The organism is Malikia granosa, from assembly GCF_002980595.1.
GTDB lineage: Bacteria > Pseudomonadota > Gammaproteobacteria > Burkholderiales > Burkholderiaceae_C > Malikia > Malikia granosa.
The window spans coordinates 1-17,095 of sequence record NZ_PVLQ01000118.1 but is presented as its reverse complement, the minus strand read 5'-3'; the positions used below and the strand labels follow the sequence as shown (position 1 = coordinate 17,095).

The 17,095-nt window shown below is 66.9% G+C and carries 13 protein-coding genes; 8 read left to right on the top strand and 5 right to left on the bottom strand.

The genetic code is table 11. The annotated features are described in order from the left end of the window. Window positions 1–204: 204 nt before the first annotated feature. Together C6P64_RS17240 and C6P64_RS17235 are read right to left on the bottom strand one after the other, a co-directional pair. A complete protein-coding gene (locus tag C6P64_RS17240) occupies window positions 205–1,671 on the bottom strand; it encodes a DASS family sodium-coupled anion symporter (RefSeq protein ID WP_105749765.1) in 1,467 nt (488 codons plus the stop codon). An 83-nt stretch (window positions 1,672–1,754) separates the two neighbouring features. Further along, window positions 1,755–3,233, bottom strand: coding sequence for an MFS transporter (locus tag C6P64_RS17235; RefSeq protein WP_105749764.1), 1,479 nt, complete (start codon window positions 3,231–3,233; stop codon window positions 1,755–1,757). 265 nt (window positions 3,234–3,498) lie between these two features. Here C6P64_RS17235 and smc point away from each other — a divergent pair, with 265 nt between their 5' ends. Beyond that, a complete protein-coding gene (gene smc / locus C6P64_RS17230; RefSeq protein ID WP_105749763.1) occupies window positions 3,499–7,023 on the top strand; it encodes a chromosome segregation protein SMC in 3,525 nt (1,174 codons plus the stop codon). A 2-nt stretch (window positions 7,024–7,025) separates the two neighbouring features. Further along, complete coding sequence (locus C6P64_RS17225; protein ID WP_105749762.1) at window positions 7,026–8,093, top strand: cell division protein FtsZ; 1,068 nt, start codon at window positions 7,026–7,028, stop codon at window positions 8,091–8,093. On the opposite strand, the gene C6P64_RS17220 is transcribed toward C6P64_RS17225, so the two are convergent. Continuing rightward, complete coding sequence (locus C6P64_RS17220) at window positions 8,086–8,643, bottom strand: NUDIX hydrolase (protein ID WP_105749761.1); 558 nt, start codon at window positions 8,641–8,643, stop codon at window positions 8,086–8,088. The genes C6P64_RS17225 and C6P64_RS17220 overlap by 8 nt on opposite strands. A gap of 69 nt (window positions 8,644–8,712) precedes the next feature. Here C6P64_RS17220 and pgeF point away from each other — a divergent pair, with 69 nt between their 5' ends. The 6 genes from pgeF to C6P64_RS17185 all read left to right on the top strand — a co-directional run bounded on the left by pgeF (window position 8,713) and on the right by C6P64_RS17185 (window position 15,379). Continuing rightward, window positions 8,713–9,657 (top strand): peptidoglycan editing factor PgeF, encoded by a 945-nt coding sequence (gene pgeF, locus C6P64_RS17215; protein WP_105749760.1) that lies wholly within the window; start codon window positions 8,713–8,715, stop codon window positions 9,655–9,657. A gap of 315 nt (window positions 9,658–9,972) precedes the next feature. Continuing rightward, the gene (locus C6P64_RS17205) at window positions 9,973–11,748 is read left to right on the top strand and encodes a PHA/PHB synthase family protein (RefSeq protein WP_105749758.1); all 1,776 of its coding nucleotides are present in this window, start codon (window positions 9,973–9,975) and stop codon (window positions 11,746–11,748) included. A 63-nt stretch (window positions 11,749–11,811) separates the two neighbouring features. Beyond that, window positions 11,812–12,990, top strand: a complete 1,179-nt coding sequence (locus tag C6P64_RS17200) for an acetyl-CoA C-acetyltransferase (RefSeq protein WP_105749757.1) — start codon at window positions 11,812–11,814, stop codon at window positions 12,988–12,990. 99 nt (window positions 12,991–13,089) lie between these two features. Continuing rightward, on the top strand, window positions 13,090–13,827 hold the full coding sequence (phbB, locus tag C6P64_RS17195; RefSeq protein ID WP_105749756.1) for an acetoacetyl-CoA reductase: 738 nt from the start codon (window positions 13,090–13,092) through the stop codon (window positions 13,825–13,827). A 182-nt stretch (window positions 13,828–14,009) separates the two neighbouring features. After that, complete coding sequence (locus C6P64_RS17190) at window positions 14,010–14,243, top strand: DUF2789 family protein (RefSeq protein ID WP_105749755.1); 234 nt, start codon at window positions 14,010–14,012, stop codon at window positions 14,241–14,243. A 239-nt stretch (window positions 14,244–14,482) separates the two neighbouring features. Beyond that, window positions 14,483–15,379 carry a dienelactone hydrolase family protein gene (locus C6P64_RS17185; RefSeq protein ID WP_105749754.1) on the top strand — a complete coding sequence of 299 codons (897 nt, stop codon included), beginning with the start codon at window positions 14,483–14,485 and terminating at the stop codon, window positions 15,377–15,379. 38 nt (window positions 15,380–15,417) lie between these two features. On the opposite strand, the gene C6P64_RS17180 is transcribed toward C6P64_RS17185, so the two are convergent. Further along, window positions 15,418–16,236, bottom strand: coding sequence for an ankyrin repeat domain-containing protein (locus C6P64_RS17180; protein WP_105749753.1), 819 nt, complete (start codon window positions 16,234–16,236; stop codon window positions 15,418–15,420). A gap of 7 nt (window positions 16,237–16,243) precedes the next feature. After that, window positions 16,244–17,095: Tle-like phospholipase domain-containing protein (locus C6P64_RS17175; protein WP_483869228.1), on the bottom strand; the 852-nt coding region annotated here is incomplete at its 5' end.

The window sequence follows — 17,095 nt, the reverse complement described above, 5'->3', positions numbered from 1 at the left end:
GTCCTCCCCTTTCATCTGGGCTCTCGCCCGCAGGCTTCAAGTTCAACCTTGTCGATTGATGACACGCCCTAGCCACAGCAGAAACCGTCGCTAACGGCATAAGCGGCAACCTCAAGCCCTTCAGGCGCTGTCCAGGGTGGATATGCCGGTGTGATCTGACCTGTTCGGGCAGCTTGTCGCGTACCAGGTGCTGGCGTCGCCCCATCACCAATAGCCGAGGAAAGACCACCACAGTCCGCCGACCAGGAGCCACACGGCGAGGTTGACCAGGCTCATGATCAGGCCTGCCATCCACCATTGGCCCAGGGTCGTGTAGCCCGAGTTGAAGATGATCGGCGAGGTGCCGGTGGCGTAGTGGGTCAGCGTCATCATGATGCTCGAGGCTGCGGCCATGATCAGGGCGAACACCATCGGCGGCGCGCCCAGCGCGATGCCGGCGGCGTAGAAGGCGCCGAACATGGCGGTGATGTGCGCCGTGGTGCTGGCGAACAGGTAGTGGGCATACAGATAGGCCAGCAACAGCAGCAGGCTGGCCCAGATCCAGCTCAGGCCCAGGCCCTTGATGCCGACTTCCAGGCTGGTCGACAGCCAGGCCACGATGCCGAGCTTGTTCAGGAATGTTGCCATCATGACGAGTGCGGCGAACCAGACGATGGTGTCCCAGGCGCCTTTCTCGGCCAGTACCTCGTCCCAGGACAGCACGCCCGTGACCAGCAGCAGCGCCAGGCCGCTCACGGCAGCTGCGGTCGGATCGACGGCGAAGGTCTTGCCGAGCGCGAATTCCGGCACCCCGGCCCAGAGGAGCAGCAGCCAGCCGAACACACCGAGCAGGATCTTCTCGCTCTTCTTGATCGGTCCCAGCTCGGCCAGCTTGCCTTGGGCGAAGTCGTGCGCGGCATGGGTGTCGGTGATTTCGGGCGGATAGAGCTTGGCCAGCACCAGCGGCATCAGCAGGATCGCGACCAGTCCCGGCAGCAGCATCGCCAGCGCCCAGGTGCCCCAGGACAGTTGGATCTGCGCGCCGGTCGCCTCGGCGACCAGCTTGACGACCAGCGGGTTGGGTGCCGTCGCGGTGATGAACATCGCCGAGGTGATCGGGTTCGAGTGGTAGTTGACCAGCGCCAGGTAGCGGCCGATCCTGCCTTCGGTCTTCTGCTCCGGGGTGGAGTCGAAGCTGATGGCGATCGACTTCATGATCGGGTGCATGATGCCGCCGCAACGCGCGGTATTGCTCGGCGTGACTGGTGCCAGCACCAGCTCAGACAGGCTCAAGGCATAGCCTATGCCTATCGTCTTGCGGCCGAACAGCGCGATGAACCAGTAGCCGATGCGCGCCCCCAGGCCGGTCTTGATCAGGCCGCGCGAGATCATGATCGAGATGCCGATCAGCCAGATCAGCGAATTCGAGAAACCGCTCAGCGCGTCGGCGATTGCCGTGGCCGGCTTGTCGCTGGTGACGCCGAGCAGGGCGACCAGCGCGATCGCGATCATCGCCAGGGCACCGATAGGCATCACCTTGCCGATGATGGCGGCGATGGTGCCGACGAACAGGGCCAGCAGATGCCAGGCCGCCGGCTTGACACCCTCGGGCACCGGTATGACGAACCAGATGATGAGCGCCAGGCCGATCGCCACCAGGGCCGGCCAGATTTTGAATCCATCGTTATTCATTGCGGTCTTTCACTGGATGGGTTGGCGTGCGGAGCGGCGTGGCTGAGTTTCATCAGTACACGCTCAAGTCATTCTAGGCCTGCTCAAGCCTGTTTCGGGCCGCCCTTGGGGCCCTTGGGAATGGTCAGCATGATCGACAGGATCGCGACCAGCACCATCAGGAGATTGAACATCAGCGCGGCGATCGCGGCCTCGCGCAGCGCGAGGTTGTCCTGCCGGCCCGAGAAGGTGATCACGCCCTCCATCCAGGCGATGCTGTCCGGATTGGCGCTCAGCGCCGTGAAGATGGCCGCCGAGACCGCGATGCCGAAGGCCGCACCGAGCGAGGAGGCCATCTTGTAGATGCCGGCGCCCGAGCCGGCCTGGGCCGCTGGCAGGGCCGACAAGGCGGCATCGGTCGAGGGCGTGGCATAGAAGGCCAGGCCGATGCCGAACAGGGTGTAGCCCAGCAGCGCCAGTCGCTGGTAGTCGGCCAGCAGCAGGTTGGCCGGCGAGAGCAGGGCAATGGCCAGGCCGACGACCAGGCAGCCCCAGATCATCGGCTTGCGCGCGCCGAAGCGCTGCAGCAGCTTCTCGCCGACGCGGATGAAGGCGATGATCGCGACGGCATAGCCTATGGTCAGGGCGCCGGCCTGCTGGGCGCTCAGGCCGCCGCCGCGCTGGACCAGTTGCAACGAGACCAGCAGGGTGCCAGCGACGCTGTTGAGCAGGAAGTTCGACAGGGTGGCGCCGGCATAGGTCGGGTTCCGGAACAGCCTGAAGTCGACGAAGCCGTGCGTGGCACGCGACTCGATCCGCCAGAACAGCACGCCAAAGACCAGGCTGATGCCCGCCAGCCCGAGGATCAAGGGGCTGCTCCAGCCGAGCTTGTTGCCCTGGCTGACACAGACCTGCAGCGCGACCATGGCGACCATGAAGGTGAGCACGCCCTCCAGGTCGAAGCGGTAGTTGCCTTGGGCTTGGGCCTTGCTTTCCGGGGTACCCCGGATCAGCAGCAGGCTGACGACGGCGACCGCGATCGAGGCGAAGAAGATGTAGCGCCAGCCGAAGTTCTGCGCCACCAGGCCGCCGAACAGCGAGCACAGGCCGGAGCCGCCCCAGGAGCCGATCGACCACAGGCTGATCGCGCGCTGGCGCGCGGCACCTTCCCAGTAGCTCTTCACCAGCGCCAGGCTCGACGGCATGATGCAGGCCGCCGACAGCCCCTGCAGCGCCCGCCCGCCAAGCAGGACTCCCGTGGCCAGCTCGCCCGCCGGCGTCAGGCCGATCAGCAGCGAGCCGGCCATGCTTAGCCACAGGCCGATCCGCATCACCTTGACGCGGCCGATCCGGTCGGCCAGGCCACCGACCACCACCACGAACAGGCCCGAGAACAGGGCCGTGATCGCCACCGCAATATTCATCATGCTGGCGTCGAGACCGAGTTCCTGCTGCATGCCAGGCGCCACGTTCAAGGTCGTTTGCGCGAACAGCCAGAAGGTCAGCACTCCCAGGATGAGCCCGAGCAAGAGCCTGTCATTGCCCTGGTAGGGGCGGGGGCTGGCAGTGGCCGCTGAGCTCATGACGGGTTTCCTCCGGTGCGGGCGCCTGGACGCAGACCTTGATCGTAGGTCCTTTGTGCCTGTTGCGGCGCATGGCGTGCAGCAAATACCCGTTCCAACTCTCCTGCGGGTCGCTTCCCGGTCGATCCGCTCGCCGGGCCCCGTGCTTGCTTTGACATTCGGAATCTGTCGTGACAGGGCGCGCGGGCGGGTCGCCTGCTGGGGTTTCTGCTGCACTGCCACATCCCATGCGGGATAATCCGGGGTTTTCCCCAGCCTGGTCTCCGTGCGCCTCCATACCATCAAGCTCTCTGGCTTCAAGTCATTTGCCGAACCGACCATTTTCAGCCTGCCTGGTCAGCTGGTCGGCGTGGTGGGGCCCAACGGCTGCGGCAAGTCCAACATCATGGATGCCGTGCGCTGGGTGCTGGGCGAGTCCAAGGCCAGCGAGCTGCGCGGCGAGTCGATGCAGGACGTGATCTTCAACGGCACGACGCAGCGCAAGCCGGCCAGTCGCGCCAGCGTCGAGCTTGTCTTCGACAACGCCGATCACCGCGCGGGCGGCCAGTGGGCGCAATACGCCGAGATCGCGGTCAAGCGGGTACTGACGCGCGACGGCAACAGCAGCTACTACATCAACAACCAGGCGGTGCGACGCCGCGACGTGCAGGACGTCTTCCTCGGCACCGGCCTGGGTCCGCGCGCCTACGCCATCATCGGCCAGGGCACGATCAGCCGCATCATCGAGAGCCGGCCCGAGGAGTTGCGCCTGTTCCTCGAGGAGGCCGCGGGCGTCTCCAAGTACAAGGAGCGCCGGCGCGAGACCTCGAACCGACTCAACGACACGCGCGAGAACCTGCTGCGCGTCGAGGACATCTTGCGCGAGCTCAATGCCAACCTCGACAAGCTCGAGAAGCAGGCCGAGGTCGCGACCCGCTACCACCAGCTCCAGTCCCAGGTCACGCTGCGCCAGCAGCAGCTCTGGTGGCTCAAGCGGCGCGATGCCGAGCTTGAGCTCGCGCGGGTGCGCCAAGAGGGCCTGCAGGCGCTCAACGAGCTCGAGGGCCGCATGGCCGAGCTGCGCCGCACCGAGGCCGAGCTGGAGGCGATCCGCCAGGCCCATTACGACGCGGGCGACCTGGTCAACCAGGCCCAGGCCGGCCTCTACGAGGCGGGCACCGAGGTCGCGCGGCTGGAGGCCGAGATCCGCTATGTGGTCGAGGGCCGCACTCGCGTGCTGCAACGCCTGGACCAGCTCAAGGAGCAGATCGCGCAGTGGCAGCAGCGCCAGCAGGAGGCCGGCGAGGAGCTCGAGCAGCTGGCGGAACAGAACGAATCGGCCGCCGAGCAGGCCGAGATCCTGGCTGCGCAATGCGAGGAACAGGCCGAGTTGCTCCCCGCGCTCGAGGACAGCCTGCGCCGCGCCCAGGGCCAGGCCCAGCAGCAGCGCGCCTCGGTGACCCAGGTGCAGCAGGCGATCCAGGTGCTGGCGGCCGAGCAGCGCGGCATTGCCGACCAGAAGCGCCAGCTGCAGCAGCGCCGCGATCGGCTGGCTGGCGACCAGCAGGCACTGGCCATTCCCGACGAGAGCCGGCTCGAGCGGCTGCGCGAGCAGCTCGAGGCCAGCCAGGAGCAGCGCGACCTGGCCGCGGCCCGGCTCGACGAACTGCAGGAACTGCAGCCCCGGCTCGAGCAGGCCAGGCGCGAGGCCCAGGCCGATGTCAACCGCGAGGGCAAGTGGGAGACCGACCTGTCGGCCCGGCTCGAGGCGCTGCGTGCCCTGCAGGACAAGCTCAAGACCGACGGCAAGCTCAGTCCCTGGCTGGCCCGGCATGGACTCGACGGCCTGCAGGGCCTCTGGAGCCGGCTGCAGGTCGAGCCAGGCTGGGAGGTCGCCGTCGAATCAGCGCTGCGCGAGCGCATGGGCGCGCTCGAGGTCTCGCGGCTCGACAGCCTGCAGGCCTTTGCCGCCGACGCGCCACCGGCCAAGCTGGCCTTCTTCAGTTTGCCCGATAACATGTCACTTACGCAATTGACTGACTCGGGCAAGCTGACACCCTTGGCCAACCGGCTGCGCCTGCACGATGCCGGCCTGCAGGCCCTGCTGTCCGAGTGGCTGGCGGGCTGCTGGAGCGCCGAGGCGCTCGATCTGGCGCTGGCGGCGCGCGACCAGCTCGCGCCGGGGCAGGCCATCTGGACCCAGGCCGGCCACAGCGTCGGCGCCCACCATCTGGCCTTCTACGCCCCCGACAGCGAGCAGGCCGGCCTGCTCGCGCGGGCACAGGAGATCGAGAACCTCGACAAGCAGTGGCGCGCCCAGACCCTGCTGCTCGAGCAGTCGCGCCTGGCGCTGACCCGCGCCGAAGCCGCCTATGCCGATGCCAGCCAGCGCCTGGGCCAGTGCCGGCGCGACGCGCAGGAGGCGCAGGCGCGCGCCCACGAGCAGGAGGTCGAGGTGCTGCGCCTGGCCCAGCAGGCCGACCAGGCCCGCGCGCGGCGCGAGCAGATCGCCGACGACCTGGCCGAGCTCGACGCCCAGCTCGAGGCGCTGCAGGAGCGCAGCCTGGAGGCCGAGGCCCGCTTCGAGGAGCTCGACCTGCAGCTGGCCGACAGCCAGCAGCGCCACCTGCAGCTCGAGGACGGCGCGATCGATGCCGAACGGCGCCTGGCGCAGGCGCGCGAGCAGTTGCGCGCGCTCGAGCGCCAGGCGCAGGAAGCCCAGTTCTCCGAGCGCAGCCTGCAGGCGCGCCGCTCCGAGCTGCAGCGCGCGGTCGAGACCGCGGAGCAGCAAAGCCGCGCGCTGGCCGACGAGCTGCAGCGCGCCCGCGACGAGCTGGCTCGCCTGTCCGATGCCGCCGCGCAGGGCGGGTTGCAGGACGCGATCGAGCGCCGGTTGGAGCGCGAGCAGGCGCTGGCGGCCCGGCGCAGCCAGTACGACGAACTCACCGCCCGCCTGCGCGCCAGCGACGAGCAGCGCCAGCAGCACGAGCGCGCGCTCGACCCGCTGCGTGCGCGCATCACCGAATTCCAGCTCAAGGAGCAGGCGGCCCAGCTCGGCCTCGAGCAGTTCAGCCAGTCCCTGTCCGAGGCCGGAGCCGACCTCGAGGCGCTGGCTGCCGGCATCGAGGCCGAAGGCATCAAGCTGCATGGCCTGCAGGCCGAGATCGACCGCGGCCAGCGCGAGATCAGCGCGCTCGGCGCGGTCAACCTGGCCGCGCTCGACGAGCTCAGCAGCGCGCGCGAGCGCAAGAGCTTCCTCGACTCGCAGTCGGCCGACCTCAACGAGGCGATGCAGACGCTCGAGGACGCGATCCGCAAGATCGACGGCGAGACGCGCGAGCTGCTCGGCAGCACCTTCGAGACCGTCAACGGCCATTTCAGCCGCATGTTCCCCGACCTGTTCGGCGGCGGCCAGGCCCGTCTCATCATGACCGGCGACGAGATCCTCGACGCCGGCGTGCAGGTCATGGCCCAGCCGCCGGGCAAGAAGAACCAGACCATCCACCTGCTCTCGGGCGGCGAGAAGGCGCTGACCGCGATCGCGCTGGTGTTCGCGATCTTCCAGCTCAACCCGGCGCCGTTCTGCCTGCTCGACGAGGTCGACGCGCCGCTGGACGACGCCAACACCGAGCGCTACGCCAAGCTGGTCGCACGCATGAGCAGCGAAACCCAATTCCTCTTCATCAGCCACAACAAGATCGCGATGGAGATGGCCCGACAACTGATAGGCGTGACGATGCAGGAGCAAGGTGTCTCGCGCATCGTGGCGGTCGACATGGAAACCGCCGCCACCCTGATGGAAACTGCTTGAACATGACGAATCTACAAATCGGCCTGGCGGCCATGGGCGGGGCGGTCGTGCTGGCCGTGCTGCTCTACAACCGCTGGTCCACGCAGCGCAACCTGCCGCGCCGTTCCCAGGTCGGGGCGGAGCCGGAGCCGGCCCTCGGCGGCGCACCGCTCGACGACCCGCTGTCCCAGGGCGGCCGGATCGAGCCCTCGATGGACGATTTCGAGACCCTGGTGCCGCAGGGTCAGGCCGGGGCCGGGCTGGTCCTGCGCAGCCAGCTCGATCCGCTGATCGACGTGCTCGTCAGCCTGGTGCTCGACCATCCGGTCGCGGGCGAAGCCGTGCTGGCGGCCATGCCGCGTTCGCGCCGCATCGGCAGCAAGCCCTTCGCGGTCGAGGCCTATCACCCCGAGAGCGCCAGCTGGGAGCTGCCGCGCCCCGGTCGCCAGTACCAGGCCCTGCAGGCCGGCGTGCAGCTGGCCAACCGCTCTGGCGCCCTCAACGAGATCGAGTTCTCCGAGTTCGTCAGCAAGACCCAGGCGCTGGCCGACCAGCTCGCGGCCCATGTCGAATTCCCCGACATGATGGCCGAGGTGGCGCGCGCGCGCGAGCTCGACCAGTTCGCGAGCGAGCACGATGCGCAGATCGCATTCAAGATCCGTGCCACGCGCGCCGCCTGGAGTCCCGGCTACATCGTGCAGCAGGCCGAGCGGGTCGGCTTCCTGCCCGGGGCGATTCCGGGCCGCATGGTGCTGCCGGCGCAGGACAGCAGCTCGGGCCCGCTGGCGGTGCTGCAGTTCGAGATCCTGGCCGCGCTCGACGAGGACCCCGACCAGAGCGCCTTGCTCGAGTTCGACCTGCTGTTCGACATCTCCAGGAGCGCGCGCTCGGAAAACCCCTATGCCCGGCTGCTCGAGGCCGCGCAGGCGCTCGAAATCGCGATGGAAGGTCGCCTGACCGACGAGCGCGGCGTACCGCTGGATGCCCGGGTGCTCGACCAGGTCAGCGGCGAACTCGAGGCGCTCTACGACCAGCTCGATAGCCGCGACCTCGCGGCCGGCTCGCTGCTGGCGCGCCGCCTGTTCAGCTGATGTCGCCGGTGTAGAAGCCGAAGCTGCCGCGCTGCTGGTCGGCAAAGAAGCGCTCGAGCGTCTCCTTGACGGTGCGGAACGCGATCTCCTCCCAGGGGATCTCGTGCTGCTCGAACAGCCGCGCTTCCATGGTCTCGTGCCCGGGGTCGAAGCGCTCGCTCAGCAGCCGGGCGCGGTAGTACATGTGCACCTGGCCGACCCGGGTCACATTGAGCAGCGTGAACAGCTCCTCGAGCTCGATCTCGGCGCCAGCCTCCTCGTGGGTCTCGCGCAGAGCGCCCTCGGCAGTCGATTCGCCAAGTTCCATGAAGCCCGCCGGCAGCGTCCAGAAGCCGCGCCGCGGCTCGATGTTGCGCTTGCACAGCAGCACCCGCTCGCCCAGGTAGGGCACGGTACCGACCACGTTGAGCGGGTTCTGGTAATGGATGGTGCCGCAGGCAGGACAGATCGCGCGCAGCTTGGTGTCGCCGTCGTCCGGCACGCGCTGCTCGACCGCTGCGCCGCACTGGCGGCAAAAATGAATGGTGTGCGAGAAGTTCACCCGTAGCATCGAAGAAAAATGACTGAATCATTCTCGCACAATCAGCTCATCCCCCACTTCCGCCCTGCAGTTGCCGCCATGTCCGCCACGCCCGCATCTTCCCAGTCCTCAAGGCCTGCTCCAGGTCCTGATCACCCTTGCCAAGCCGCTGCCGGCATCCCCGGTGGCCTGTGCGCCAGCGCTGTATCCAGCCGTCCAGCCGCCGGCCTGGCTGCCGGACTGCTGTCCGCAGACGGTCACTGGCCCGCCGGCGTGCAGGCGGCCTTCAGCAGCCGCAGCGGCGGGCTGTCGTGCGCGCCCTTCGATGACTGGAACCTGGGCGACCATGTCGGCGACAGTCCGCAGGCGGTCGCCGGCAACCGCGCCCTGCTGCGCCAGCGCCTGGGCGCGCGCCCGGTCTTCCTGCGCCAGGTCCACGGGGTCGAGGTGCTCGAGCTCCAGCCCGACAGCCCCGACGGCCTGGAGGCCGATGCCTGCTGGACCTCGCAGCCCGGCCTGGCCTGCACCGTCATGGTCGCCGACTGCCTGCCGCTGCTGCTCAGCGCCGCAGACGGCAGCAGCGTGGCTGCGGTGCATGCCGGCTGGCGCGGTCTGCTGGGCGTGGATGGACGCGGCGTGCTCGAGGCCCTGTGCGAGCAATGGCCGGCCGCGCGCACGCCCGACCAGCGTGCGGGGCTGCGCGTCTGGCTCGGACCCTGCATCGGTCCGCAGGCCTTCGAGGTCGGCGCCGAGGTGAGGCGCGCCTACACCGACTCCGATCCGCAGGCGGCGAGCGCCTTCACGGCGCTGTCCCTTCCCGGCGGGCCGGTCGCTCAGCCAGGGCAGGGCGACAAATGGCTGGCCGACCTGCCGCGCCTGGCCAGGCTGCGGCTGGCCCGGCTGGGCATCCGCTGCATCGAGGGCAACGACGGCAGCCCTGACTGGTGCACCGTGACCCAGTCCTCAAGGTTCTTTTCTCACCGGCGCGACGCCGCCAGGCTCGGCAGCACCGGGCGCATGGCCGCCAGTATCTGGCTGTCCTGAGGCGGCCTGCTGCTCGCGCCGGCGCCGCCTTGCCGGCCGCCCCATGACATAGAGCAGTAACCCGACTGGCATCAAGCCGTAACAAACGAAGGTCATGATTCCTCCTAGGATGGAGCCATTCGCGTTGCTCGCTTCTGCCAGTGCCATCATCAGCGCGACATAGCCCCAACCAATAGCCAAGATATACATATGATTCAAATTCGAAATGAAAGAGCCCTGGCAAATGCGATATGCTAGGAGCCATACCTGGTTTTACCTAGGTCACAGTGCTAATTGCTGCAAAGCAGCAATTTAATGCTTATAGGAGACAAATATATGATTTCGAGCAATCCCTGGCTGTCGTCCTCCCAGGAGTTCCAGCAAGCTGCCCTGCAGCAATGGTCACGCATGCTGCAGTCCAGCCAGGCGGCGGTCGCACCGGTGTTCGGTGTGGCCATGCCCCAGTTTAACGGTCTGCCGCAAATGCCCACTGCCTCCAAGCTTTCCGAATTGTTCAGCCAGATTGCCGGTCAGACCGATGTTCCGGTCAAGCTCGACCAGGCCAAGCTCACCGAAATCCAGCAGTCCTACCTGCATGAGCTGGCGCATATCTGGAACCAGGGCCTCGAGATCAAGCTGCCCAAGGACCGCCGCTTTGCCAGCGAAGCCTGGGGCAGCAATCCGATGGCGGCCTTCAACGCCGCGATGTACCTGCTCAATGCGCGCACGCTGATGGCGATGGCCGAGGCGGTCGATGCCGATCCCAAGACCAAGGCCCGCGTCAATTTCGCGGTCCAGCAGTGGATCGACGCCAGCGCGCCGAGCAACTTCCTCGCGCTCAACGTCGAGGCGCAGCAAAAGGCGATCGAGACCAAGGGCGAGAGCATCGCCAAGGGCATCCAGAACCTGCTCAAGGACATGCAGCAGGGCCATGTCTCGATGACCGACGAGAGCGCGTTCGAGGTCGGCCACAACGTCGCGACCAGCGAAGGCGCGGTGGTGTTCGAGAACGAGTTCTTCCAGCTGCTCGAGTACAAGCCGCTGACGGCCAAGGTGCACGAGCGCCCGATGCTGTTCGTGCCGCCCTCGATCAACAAGTACTACATCCTCGACCTGCAGCCCGACAACTCGCTGATCCGCTACTGCGTCGAGCAGGGCATGCGCACCTTCGTGGTGAGCTGGCGCAACCCCGACCAGTCCTGCGCCAAGCAGACCTGGGACGACTACATCGAGCAGGCCGTCATCAAGGCGATTGCCGTCACGCGCGAGATCACCGGCGCCGAGACCATCAACACGCTGGGCTTCTGCGTCGGCGGCACCATGCTGGGCACGGCGCTGGCGGTACTGGCCGCGCGCGGCGAGCAGCCGGTCGCCAGCGCGACCTTCCTGACCACGATGCTCGACTTCAGCGACACCGGGGTGCTCGACATCTTCATCGACGAGGCCATGGTCAAGCTGCGCGAGCTGCAGTTCGCCCAGGGCGGCCTGCTGCCCGGCCGCGACCTCGCGACTACCTTCAGCTTCCTGCGCCCGAACGACCTGGTCTGGAACTACGTGGTCGGCAACTACCTCAAGGGCGAGACCCCGCCGCCGTTCGACCTGCTGTACTGGAACAGCGACAGCACCAACCTGCCTGGCCCCTACTACGCCTGGTACCTGCGCAACACCTACCTGGAAAACCGCCTGATCAAGCCGGGTGCGACCACGGTCTGCGGCCAGCCGGTCGACCTGTCCAAGGTCGACATCCCGGTCTACCTCTACGGTTCGCGCGAGGACCATATCGTGCCGATCGGCGCTGCCTATGCCTCGACCCAGCACCTGCCCGGCCCCAAGCGCTTCGTGATGGGCGCCTCGGGCCATATCGCCGGCGTGATCAACCCCGCCTCCAAGGGCAAGCGCAGCCACTGGATCGGTTCCGACACCGAATTCCCGGCCAGCGTCGAGGACTGGATCGCCGCCTCGACCGAGCACAAGGGCAGCTGGTGGGGCGACTGGGCGCAGTGGCTCAAGAGCCAGTCCGGCGCCCTGGTCGCCGCGCCCAAGTCCTACGGCAACCGCAAGTACAAGACCATCGAGCCGGCCCCTGGCCGCTATGTCAAGGCCAAGGCCTGAGGCCCCGGCCTGCTGACCGCATTTCCCCCCGTTATCCCGTTAGTCAATAAAGAGGAGCTCCACATGGAAGATATCGTCATCGTCGCCGCCGCACGCACCGCCGTCGGCAAGTTCGGCGGCAGCCTGGCCAAGGTCTCCGCCCCCGAGCTGGGCGCGACCGTGATCAAGGCGCTGCTCGAGCGCACCGGCGTCGCTGCCGACCAGATCGGCGAAGTGATCATGGGCCAGGTGCTGGCCGCAGGCGCCGGCCAGAACCCGGCCCGCCAGGCCATGATGAAGGCTGGCATCGCCAAGGAAACCCCGGCGCTGACCATCAACGCCGTCTGCGGCTCGGGCCTGAAGGCCGTGATGCTGGCCGCCCAGGCCGTCGCCTGGGGCGACAGCGAGATCGTCATCGCCGGTGGCCAGGAAAACATGAGCGCTTCCGGCCATGTGCTGCCGGGCAGCCGTGACGGCCAGCGCATGGGCGACTGGAAGCTGGTCGACACCATGATCAACGACGGCCTGACCGACGCCTATGCCAAGTACCACATGGGCATCACGGCCGAGAACGTCGCCAAGGAATTCGGCATCAGCCGCGAGATGCAGGATGCCCTGGCCCTGGCCAGCCAGCAAAAGGCTGCCGCCGCCCAGGAAGCCGGCAAGTTCGTCGACGAGATCGTGCCGGTCGTGATCCCGCAGCGCAAGGGCGACCCGATCGTCTTCGCCGCCGACGAGTTCATCAACAAGAAGACCAATGCCGAAGTGCTGGCCGGCCTCAAGCCCGCCTTCGACAAGGCTGGCACCGTGACCGCCGGCAACGCCTCGGGCATCAACGACGGCGCTGCCGCCGTGATGGTCATGAAGGCCAGCAAGGCTGCCGCCCTGGGCCTGAAGCCGCTGGCCACGCTCAAGAGCTTCGGCACCACCGGCCTGGATCCGGCGATCATGGGCATGGGCCCGGTCTCGGCATCCAGGAAGGCGCTCGAGCGCGCTGGCTGGAGCGTTGGCGACGTCGACCTGTTCGAACTCAACGAAGCCTTCGCGGCCCAGGCCTGTGCCGTCAACCAGGAGCTGGGCACCGACCCGGCCAAGGTCAACGTCAACGGCGGCGCGATCGCTCTGGGTCACCCGATCGGCGCGTCCGGCTGCCGCATCCTCGTCTCGCTGCTGCACGAGATGCAGCGCCGCGACGCCAAGAAGGGCCTGGCCGCGCTGTGCATCGGTGGCGGCATGGGCGTGGCGCTGACCGTCGAACGCTGATCCCGTTTTTCGCGGATTTTCCCCAATTCCTGACCGCCGGGGGTTCCGGCGGCCGGGATGATTTTCAGATAACTCAAACCAATAATCGAGGATAGAGACATGACGCAAAAAATCGCTTACGTGACCGGTGGCATGGGTGGCATCGGAACGGCTATCTGCCAGCGCCTGTACCAGGACGGCTTCAAGGTCATCGCCGGCTGCGGCCCGACCCGTGACGCGCAGAAGTGGCTCGACGAGCAAGCCGCGCTGGGCTTCACCTTCTACGCCTCGGTCGGCGACGTCAGCAGCTGGGAATCCACCGTCGAAGCCTTCACCAAGGCCAAGGCCGAGCATGGCCCGATCGACGTGCTGGTCAACAACGCCGGCATCACCAAGGACCGTGGCTTCCTGAAGATGACGCGCGAGGACTGGGATGCTGTCATCAGCACCAACCTGACCTCGATGTTCAACGTCACCAAGCAGGTCGTGCCCGACATGGTTGAGCGCGGTTTCGGTCGCATCATCCAGATCTCGTCGGTCAACGGCCAAAAGGGCCAGGCTGGCCAGACCAACTACTCGGCCGCCAAGGCTGGCATGCACGGCTTCACCATGGCCCTGGCGCAGGAAATGGCGACCAAGGGCGTGACCGTCAACACCGTGAGCCCGGGCTACATCGGCACCGACATGGTCAAGGCGATCCGCGAGGACATCCTGGAGAAGATCGTCGCCACCGTGCCGGTCAAGCGCCTGGGCAAGCCGAGCGAGATCGCCTCCATCGTCGCCTGGCTGGCGAGCGAAGACGGCGGCTACTCCACCGGCGCTGACTTCGCCGTCAACGGCGGCCTGCACATGAGCTGATGCGCCGCATGGGAGGTCGGCCCGCCAGGGCAGGCCCCCAGGCAGGAAAGACCCGCTCCAGCCTGCGCTGGCGCGGGTTTTTTCATGGCGGGTCGGGCCGAAGGGCCGGCAGCGGTCTTGCCCGCGCGGGCGATTTGTTGCAAGCTTGTCTCATCCGTCCACCCAGTCTCGGGAGATCGTCCATGGAAGCTTTCTTTCACCGTTTCACCGAACTGTTCGACCAGCTCGGACTGCCCAGCGACCCGTTCAGCATCGCTGCCTTCCTGCGCGAGAAGGCGCCGCTGGCCCCCGACACTCCGCTCGAGGAGGCGCCGTTCTGGACCCCGACCCAGGCCGAGCTGCTGCGCCAGTTGCTGGCCGAGGATGCCGACTGGTCCGAGGTCATCGACCGCCTCAGCCTGGCGCTGCGCGAGTAGCCATGGCGCCTGGGGCGTGCAAGCCCGCCCAAGGCGTCGCGGCCCGAGTTGGCCGGTAGCTGCCGAGGTCCGGGCTTTTGCCCAGCAGCACATGGGAGTTCCAGATCTGATACAAGCTCTTGGGCTGGTTGCGGTGTTCAGCGTCCCGATCCGCCTGCCTGAGACACGCGATGCCCGCTCGGACATGTTCGTCGGCCAGCCCCTTGAGTCCTGTATCCCCCTTGAATGGAGCCCCCTGGATGAAACTGATGGATTACGGCCGCCAGGCCATCGACTTTTGCCACCCGCCAGCGGCCGCAGAGCCTGCTGCAGGCTTTTCGCGCCGCGGCTTCGTGATGGGCTCGCTGGCCAGCGGTTTTGCGTTGGCTTCGCAGCCGCTGCTCGCGCAAGCGATCAGTACCGACAGCCAGGGCCTGGTCGTGGCCGAGCTCAAGCTGCTGGTGGCCGACGGGCAGATCCCGGCCTACGTCGCACGCCCGGCCAAGCCCGGCAAGCACCCGGTGATCCTGGTGGTGCAGGAAATCTTTGGTGTGCACGAGCACATCAAGGACATGTGCCGCCGCTTTGCCAAGCTGGGCTATTACGCGATTGCGCCCGAGTTGTTCGCGCGCCAGGGCGATGTCTCGACGATGAGCGACATCGGTACCATCCTGTCCGAAGTCGTGGCCAAGGTGCCCGATGCCCAGGTCTGCGCCGACCTCGACGCCGCGGTGGCCTTCGCGCAGGCCAGCGGTCACGCCAACACCAGCCGTCTGGGCCTGGTCGGCTATTGCTGGGGTGGCCGCACGGCCTGGATCTACGCCCGGCACAATCCGCGCCTCAAGGCCGCCGTGGCCTATTACGGCCTGCTCGATGGCATGAAGTCGCCGATCAAGCCGCTCGATCCGGTCGACTTCGGTGCCGAGATCAAGGTGCCGGTGCTGGGCCTGTATTCCGGCATCGACGCCTTCGTCAAGCCCGAGGTGGTGGCCCGGATGCGCGGCGAGATCGCCAAGTCGGGCAGCGGCTCAGAGATCGTGGTGTTCCCGAACGTCAACCATGGCTTCAATGCCGACTACCGCCCCACCTACGACAAGACCGCAGCGACCTATGCCTGGAAGCTGACGCGCGACTGGCTCAAGGACCACGGCGTCTGAACGACTCGCGCCGCCCAGGTCCGGCCGAGCTCGATACCCTACAGCCCGCAAGGCATCTTCACGCCGCGCTTGGCCAGCGCGGCGGTGAAGACACGCCAGCCGGCAGCGATCTCGGGCAGCGGATCGCGGCTGCGAACGCCACCCTCGAAGTGGCAGAACTTTTCGATAGCCGTTCGGCGTACCGCACGCGGATTCGTTATTTCCGGCGCCGTACCGTCGAGCAGCTTCAGGTCTATCCCAGCCTCGACCAGATAGGCTGGAATGTGGAAGTCGGTGCCATCAAGCGCGTAGTGCAGCGCCGAGCCCGAGATCGGATGAACGTAGTTGATGTCGGCACCGCGTTCGATCAGCAGTTTGACCACCGGCAGATTGCTGCCCATGATGGCTGCTTGCAACAACGACCTATCGTGATACACGCCGCTGGGAGGAAACCAGTTCGGTCCGATCCCGTGCGCCAGCAGGACCTTGACGACCTCGGGATCGGCATTGTCGCGCGCGACCGCATAGTGCGGCACAGTTTTTTCATTCGATAGCATCGAGACCGGATCGGCGCCCGCCTTCAGCAGCAGCTCCATCACCTGCGGCGCATGGCGGCGCGCGCGCAGCGCGTAATGCGTCACCGTCATGCCTTCGCGCCCGACGAACTTCACGCGCGTGCCAGCTTCTATCAGTTGCTGGATGCGTGCGAGGTCGCCATCCTGTGCTGCACTGGCGAGTTGAGCGACCTGTGGGTCGGCAAACACCTTGTCGGTCGTGATCATGGCGGCTCCGGTGGCGGGTTGCAGAAGGCTCAACAGGACTGTCAGCGGCAGCAGGTGGCGGCCGAGTTGGCGCAGCATCTGGTGGACAGGTTTCATGGTTGCCTCAGGTCTTGAGTGTCGGTCCGATGTAGTCACTGGCCGGACCGGCTTGTCCGGTACCGGCCAGCAGCCGGTTGATGTCGCCAGCCTTGCGGGTTTCCAGGCCGTGGATCACCCCGCCGATGCCATGTTGCTCCTCGAGCGAGACGTCGCGGCCTTCGGCCGTCTTGCTCGCTACGCCGCGCACCTGGCCGAGCGCGGGCGGCAGATACCATTTGCCGCCGCTGTAGGCCAGGTTGCGCGCCGCCTCTTGTGGCGTGACATGGAGCAGGCGGTCTGCCAAGCCACGCACGACCGGCTGTACCTTGTCTGGCAACAGCCCAACCGGGTCATCGATGCCGAGCTCCTTGAAGGCCCAGTGGTTGGCCTGCACCAGCGTCTGCAGGCCCTGCACACCCCCATAAGCCCGCTGTTGCCACTCGCGCGAATTCTGCAGCCCGGTCAGCGGATCACCGCCGTCCGCACCGTCGGCGCGGTATTGCTGGAAACGACCGGCGTGCCGTTCCAGCTCGGCGGGTGTCAAACGAACTGATTTGGGATGCAAGCCGGCGGAGTTGAACATGGTGCCCTTGAGCCTGCCAGCCACGCCAGCGGCCTGGGCCTTGCCGCCGCCCAGTGAATGGCCGGTGACCTCGGCGTCAGGCAGGTAGTCCTTCAGCTGCTGGCCCAAATCGCGTGCGGCCTTGTATTGTTGGGTTTCTAGCCCGAGCGCCTGGTCATGGTCGGTCAGTATGTCCTCGGCGTCAGCCGTCGTACCCCGGAAGGCAACCACCGTCTTGGGATCAAAGGGAAAATCCGGCGGAAGCGTGTAGACAACTGCCTTGGCGTCCCTCAGTAACAGGCCGTTGAAAAACCC